This window comes from Actimicrobium sp. GrIS 1.19 (assembly GCF_035984655.1).
Lineage (GTDB): Bacteria > Pseudomonadota > Gammaproteobacteria > Burkholderiales > Burkholderiaceae_D > Actimicrobium.
Genome location: NZ_JAXCHT010000059.1, coordinates 1 through 6,337, shown reverse-complemented (window position 1 = coordinate 6,337; position 6,337 = coordinate 1). Strand labels below are relative to the sequence as shown.

Here is a 6,337-nt window from a genome sequence, read left to right as displayed (position 1 = left end):
CGGCCCCATCGATTCTGGACTGATTTCTTAAAACCGAACCGTCGCCAGGAAATCACCGAAGCTATTTCGCAGATTTCGCATTAATCAGCGGTTCCTTAAGTAATCTGTATTGCGATAACCAATGTTGCGCAGTTGTTCTGCCGCGATTATCGCGACATCAAAATGTTCTAAACAATTATTTACGCGCACCCAAGGATCGAGAAAATGATAATCCTGAGCGACCATTCCGACCTTTAACATTGCGTACGCCTTTTCGCAAGATATTCTCGCCTCGCTGCGCGCACCCATTTTATTCGCAATTTTTGCTGATAGTAACAGTCCATCAACGGTAGTTAAACGCGTGTATTGGTTTGACGTGTTTTCTGCATACATGGCATTAAGATTTTGCAACGCAAGTTGGCTCTGTTCGCGCGCCTCAATCAATTCATCGTTATCCAATAGTCCTTCCGCGACGCGCATTCGGGCAATCACTTCTCTGAGTGCCCAAGTGGTGTTCGCCGGGTCGATTTCACGCATGGTCATTAGTCGTGCATGGATTCCCTTCATATCGATGATGTACGAAGCATCGCTTTTCCCATGCCCAATGAGATATCGTTCCTCCTGCTCCATGTTGGCGATTTCATTCTGCCATGAGCGATTTTGGCGATCCTTCCCGACAATGTCGCTGAACAGGAGTCGCGCCGCCCGATAGTCGGCCAATGCCTGCACGTCCAGTCCCTGTGCCGCAAGATTGATCGCCCGGTGATGCAATGCCCGTGTCTCGCGCTTGATCCACAGCGCATCGCCTCGCGCGGATTGACGAAGTTGCAGGATGATCGCCATTTCCTGCGCATATAAATTCGCTGCGCCGCGAATGTCGCCAAGCGCCTCAGTGGCGGAAGCCAACCAGGAATAGCTGTCGGCAAGTTCACCGGCCACCGTGACTGAGTCCGGGGTTTTTTCGAGGGCACGTTTTTTCAGCGCGATCGACATGAGAAATTCGCGCGCAGCGGTAGTGGCATCGCCGCGGGTTATCGCCAGGGCGCCGAGATTGTTGTGCCCATACGATTGTTCGATCCACCACTCGACCTTGTCCGGTTCTAGCTGATTGAGTCGGTCGCTGAATTCCTGATACTGCCGCCAATAAATCGCGGCCTGATCCCATTCGTTACGGTCGCGGTTTATCTGCCCAAGCCAGTAAGCATTGACGCCCAGATTCTTGAGGGCATTGGTATCCGTCGGCGAGCGCGTGTGCTGCTGTTGAAAGATCACATTGGCACTTTGCAATGCCTCGATCGCTGCCTTCGAATCGCCGCGCGCCCGATGTACCTCACCAATGACCTGCAGTGCCTTGGCGCGTCCGGTCAGGTCGGCGGCGCGCGCCTGGCTGTCGTGCTGTCCACCCAGGTATTCCAGCGCCTTGGTACTCACACCGGCAAGGAGGTCAAGGCGGCCCAAAGGACGAAGCTTGTCGGCAAAATCCCCCAGCATGAATTCAATCAACCCTTCCGCATCCGCCCGGCGCTGCTCGGCCACCCGCCGCGCCCCCATGGCTGTGACGCCCAATCCGATCGCCAGCACCGTCAGCACCAGCAGCAGCGCGCCGACACCGAGACGCACGCGCTCACGCAAACGCGCCTTGCGATGCGAGGCGCCGATCAGGGCGAGTTCATCGGACGCCAGCGACAGCGTGGCGACGTCGCGCAACTCCAGCGCCTCCTCCAGTTGTTTTCCGTGCGGTAGCAGCAGATCCGGCGGTTGCCCTTCGGCTTGCCAGCGCGCTGCCAGCACGCCGATGCGGCTGCGCACGCGCAGGCTGTTTTGATGCGCGGCGATCCATTCGGTGGCACGCTCCCATCGGCGCAGCAGCGCTTCATGTGCCACGCCGAATCCGGCTTCCGTCCCGACCAATTCGCTGACCAGCAGGCGCGCCTCGACCAGCGCCGCCACCACTTCGCGTTCAGGCGCATCGTGCAGCGCCGACCACGGCGCGCGTCGACTGGTCACCAGATCGCTGGTCGGCGACACCGTCACCACCAGCGACAGTACGCGCGGCAAGGCGGCGCGCTGCAATTCGCTCATCGCCGCAATGACTTCTTCGGCGCGCTGGCCGATCGCGCCATCGACACCGCCCAGCCGCTCGAACGCGGCCACCGTCAGTTCACCCTCGGCGCTGCGCTGCCGGTACAGCTCCTGCAAGGTGTACTGCAACAGCGGCAAGGCGTCCGGGCTGGCGGTCACGCTCTGGCACAACACGTCATCGAGACGTGCCTGTGATTGCGGATCGACGCCAAAGGTGAGTTTGGCAGCCAGCGCCGGCAGGCGGATCATCTGGGCGATTTCGGCATGGGTCGGCGGCGCCAGATCGACGTGCGCGCCGTAACGCTTGCCCTGCATCAGGGTCGGATACTCGGCGATACGTGGATAAAAGTCGTTGCGGCAGGCCAGCAGCACCAGAATCACCGGCGATGCGGCCAACACGTCCAGCGCCGTCACCAGTGCACCGCGCTCGACCTCGCTCACATGCGGTAATGCAAACACGGCTTCGAAGCGATCCAGAAACAATGCCACTCGCGCTCCGGGCGCGATCGACGCCATCTGCGCGAGCAGCGCGGTCGGATCCGTGGCCAGCGCCTGCCCAAGTGACGCGGCGCTGTGCCCGTCGAACAGGCCCGCGCCGTCGATCTGCCAGTCCAGCAAGGCGCCGCCGAGTTCGGTAAACAGTTGTCCGGGGCCGGGTTCGCCGAGATCGAGCGTGGTTTCCGAGCGCACCACCAGACCAGCTACGCCGCCGGTTTCGAGCATTGGCAACAGACCGGCGCGGATCAGCGAGGTCTTGCCCGAGCCGCTCGGACCCAGCACCAGCACCAGCGCGCGCGCCGTCAGCAGTTGCGCGACGACCGCCTGCGCCAGTTGCGCGGTGGCCTCGCCGCGGCCAAAGAACACCGGTGCATGGCGCGCATCGAACGCCTCCAGGCCGCGAAACGGCGACTCTGCGGGCCAGCTCGCCACGGCGCTGCCGAACTCCACGGCGGCGATTGCACGGTAACCGCGCTTGCGAATGGTCTCGATATAAACGGGCGCGGTGGCGCTGTCGACCAGCAACCGGCGCAATTGGGCCACGGTCTTGTGCACCGGGTTGTCGCCGTACAGCGTGCTGCCCCAGCACAGTTGCAGCAGCTCGTCGACGCTGACCACCACCCCGGCGCGCTCGCACAAGGCCACCAGCACGTCCATCGCGCGCGGCTCCATCTGCAGCCGCTCGGCGCCGCGGCGCAGCGAATTGGTCGACGGGCTGACCTGCCAATCGCCAAAACGGAAGAGCGCTTCGTCCATCAACTGCCCCTGTCAAGTCATCGCGCGCTGCAAATTGCCAAAAAAAGATGATGCGAATCAAGCACTTGCAAACCGGAAGGTTAGCGGAAGGTTGTTTCTCAGCAAGCCGCCTAGAGTCTATCCGTGGCATCAACAACTTGCCACCCATTACTGGTTCTTTTTGCAATTTCCAGACTTCGGATCGGGACACCTGCGATGTACATCATTAACAATATTTTGCGCCAAGCCACTGACGGCGACGATTCCGACGCTCCGGTGCGCGCCGCCCTCGCCGAGATTCTGGCCAGCGCCGGCTTTGCCCGGGCCCAGCGCATGCAGGAACTGTTGCGCTTTCTGGTTGAAAAGCAAATGACCGGCGCGGTGCGCGAAACCAGCGAGTACGCCATTGGCATCGAAGTGTTTGAACGCGACGCCGCCACCTACAGCACCTGCGAGGATCCGATCGTGCGGGTACAGATCGGGCGGCTGCGCGAAAAGCTGCGGCACTACTACGCTACCGCCGGCGCCCAGACGACGCTGCGTTTTGCCATTCCGGTCGGCAGCTACATGCCGACCATCAGCACGGTGGAGGCGTACCGCGCTGGCAGCGCCGATCTCGGCGGGCGGCAGGAACCGGCAGGCGCACTGTGCGGCGCATGAGCCGAAACGGTCGTCATCCCTCAACCAACCGAAAGAACCCATGCGCCAGCCCGTCTGCAGAAACCGCAAAACCCGCTAGTTGGCGGTTGTTCCATTCACGATCGGCTGGCGCAGTGACGCCGCTGTTCCACTAAAAAAAGGAGATTGTCATGCCAAGTCTGAAGGGATTGAACTGTCCGATCAGTCTGACTGAGCACGCCACCGAGCTGAGCTGGCTCGGTTTCGATTTCGTGCGTCGCCAGTACAGTAACGATCCGCTGAAAAACCTGACGCAGTCCGAGACGCTGGAATTGTTCCTCGCCGGCCTGCAAATTGGCGTGGTGTGGGAGCCGTGCGGTACGGATGCGGCCTGCTTCAGCGGTCGGCACGGCGCGCGCGATGGCCGCGCAGCACGCGAGCTCGCCATCGCGCTGGGTCAACCGATCGGTTCGGCGATTTATTTTGCGGTCGATTTCGACGCCACCCTGGATGACATCGGCGGGCCGATCAGCGATTACTTCGCCGCCGTGCGCGGCACCTTGCACGGCAAGTATCAGACTGGCGTGCATGCTTCCGCGCGCTGCTGCGAGACGCTGCGCGCGGCCCGACTGGTTGACCTGACCTGGCTGGCACAGGCGGACTGCGACGCCGTTGCGCGCGATGCCATGCACACGCTCGACTACAACCTGATTCAATCCGGCAGGCAGGACATCACCGTATCGGGCAACCTCAAATTCCGCATCGACCTGAACGCCTCCAACGCCGACGTGCCGACCGGATTATTTGGTCGCATCGAACACCAGCCACGCCAGAGTGCGCCACGATGAACAGCTACAAGGCACCACAGTCGCACCGCGCAGGCCAGTTCGAACTGGAGCTGTACCCATTCGTCGAAGCGCCGGCGGATCGGCACGCCAGCGACGCCGCGTTGCAATACGGCGCCGACTTCAGGGTGCAGTTTTGCCGACCACCGCAGCGAAAAAGTTCGGTGGCACTGATCCAGCTGGTGCGTTCGCAAACCAGACGCTTGCCAGCCATGATTGCCGGCGCATGGCAGGTCGACCGGGGCGCAGCCCGGCCCAATCCGGTCACGGTCGCGCAATGCGCGTTCGGCGATGACAACTCGGTCGTCGGCGATCTGTCCTTGCACTACGCCGGCCAACGTACGCGTGTACTGTCGACCACCGCGTGCGCGCTGATCGATACCCCGCGCGAACGTAATCAGGCATTCAGCAACGGCGTCTTGCAGGGGGCGACCTGGACGGAATTTGCCAATTATGTGGTGGAGCTCAGCAGCAGGGATGGCATCATCTTCAATCGCGGCATCCGCTGGGGCTACGCCGTGGTGCAGCAGGGCGAGCTGTTTGATGTGGTGGTGCAGCAGCCCACCGAATCCTTGCTGACCCGGTCGCTGCCGCACCTCAATGCGATGGCCACATTCCTTCAACTGCCAAAAGGACTGGTGGCCGGCTTCATCGAATGAGGCTTACTTGTAGATGCCGGAGCCAACCAGCATGTCGTCCACCTTTTCCAGATAGCCGGACTTCTGTTCCATCGCCTTGGTGGTCGGATTCGGCCATTTGAAGTCGACCCAGCCTTTGCCCTTGGTGTTGGCGACTTCGATCATCTCGCGAATCATCAGTTTGCCATCGGTATCCTTGATGTCGATCAGGTTCTTGCCGACCATCTTGGGGTTGTTGCCATGCGCCAGTGCGACCCCCTTCAAGTCATATACATACAAGTACAGATCGCGGTCATGAAAATCCTTGTTGGCCGGGTCGGCGAAAGCGGCAAAGGCTTTTTCCTTGCCGACAGACTTAATCAGCGCGCCGCCCTTCTTGACCATGGCGACCGCATCATCGGAACTGCCCTTGTCGGCGGCAACTGCGACCTGCGCAACGAGCAAACTTAGCGCCAGCGTTACTGTACCCAGCATTGATTTCATTTCAGCCTCTCGAAGGTGGTGAATCCGGCCGACGGCACACCATGTGCGCCAGCCCATTTGTTGTCGCCCCAGCGTATAACGCGCGATGGCGCGGGATCAATCTCATTTTGATAACGAAAAGAAATATTATTGACATCCTCCCCACCCTCAGCCTGACGGCTGGCGCTTGCGCGCAAAGTACGGAGATTCCTACTGCGCATGCAAAACCTCTTGCACGTCGCTTCGGTGGGTTCCTGCTGCTGACGGACTGACGGCCCCGTTCACTTCACAGGCGATCCGGGCCGTGTTCGGCCCTTCTTCATTGCTCGGTTGAGACAATTGCGCCAGGGCGCGATCGAGGATATTGATCGCGCCTACGACATCGGCATTGTTCTCGTACCAGCACACGGTACACAGAAACGCCGACTGGCTTTTGCGATTAGCCTTGTCGACGTGCCCGCAGCACGGGCATGTCTGGCT

Annotated in this window: 6 protein-coding genes; 3 read left to right on the top strand and 3 right to left on the bottom strand. The window is 60.8% G+C overall.

What is annotated here, in order from left to right; all coding sequences use genetic code 11:
• Nucleotides 1–84: 84 nt before the first annotated feature.
• A complete protein-coding gene (locus RCH09_RS19275) occupies nt 85–3,315 on the bottom strand; it encodes an nSTAND1 domain-containing NTPase (RefSeq protein WP_326942770.1) in 3,231 nt (1,076 codons plus the stop codon).
• A gap of 195 nt (nt 3,316–3,510) precedes the next feature.
• On the opposite strand from RCH09_RS19275, the gene RCH09_RS19270 reads away from it, so the two are divergent.
• From RCH09_RS19270 to RCH09_RS19260, 3 genes are all read left to right on the top strand, one after another.
• The gene (locus tag RCH09_RS19270) at nt 3,511–3,954 is read left to right on the top strand and encodes a hypothetical protein (RefSeq protein WP_326942769.1); all 444 of its coding nucleotides are present in this window, start codon (nt 3,511–3,513) and stop codon (nt 3,952–3,954) included.
• Between the two features lie 149 nt (nt 3,955–4,103).
• Complete coding sequence (locus RCH09_RS19265; protein WP_326942768.1) at nt 4,104–4,760, top strand: DUF1906 domain-containing protein; 657 nt, start codon at nt 4,104–4,106, stop codon at nt 4,758–4,760.
• Nucleotides 4,757–5,416 (top strand): hypothetical protein, encoded by a 660-nt coding sequence (locus tag RCH09_RS19260; protein ID WP_326942767.1) that lies wholly within the window; start codon nt 4,757–4,759, stop codon nt 5,414–5,416. Before RCH09_RS19265 ends, RCH09_RS19260 begins: the two co-directional genes overlap by 4 nt.
• A 3-nt stretch (nt 5,417–5,419) precedes the next feature.
• On the opposite strand, the gene RCH09_RS19255 is transcribed toward RCH09_RS19260, so the two are convergent.
• Entirely contained in the window at nt 5,420–5,878 is a 459-nt protein-coding gene (locus tag RCH09_RS19255) for a cache domain-containing protein (RefSeq protein WP_326942766.1), read from the bottom strand.
• A 189-nt stretch (nt 5,879–6,067) separates the two neighbouring features.
• On the bottom strand, nt 6,068–6,337 hold a 270-nt coding region (locus RCH09_RS19250; protein WP_326942765.1), incomplete at its 5' end, for a zinc ribbon domain-containing protein.

Excerpts from the sequence above, each read along its gene's own strand:
- RCH09_RS19275 (WP_326942770.1), bottom strand. The coding sequence starts at position 3,315 with ATGGACGAAGCGCTCTTCCGTTTTGGCGATTGGCAGGTCAGCCCGTCG.
- RCH09_RS19270 (WP_326942769.1), top strand. The coding sequence starts at position 3,511 with ATGTACATCATTAACAATATTTTGCGCCAAGCCACTGACGGCGACGAT.
- RCH09_RS19265 (WP_326942768.1), top strand. The coding sequence starts at position 4,104 with ATGCCAAGTCTGAAGGGATTGAACTGTCCGATCAGTCTGACTGAGCAC.
- RCH09_RS19260 (WP_326942767.1), top strand. The coding sequence starts at position 4,757 with ATGAACAGCTACAAGGCACCACAGTCGCACCGCGCAGGCCAGTTCGAA.
- RCH09_RS19255 (WP_326942766.1), bottom strand. The coding sequence starts at position 5,878 with ATGAAATCAATGCTGGGTACAGTAACGCTGGCGCTAAGTTTGCTCGTT.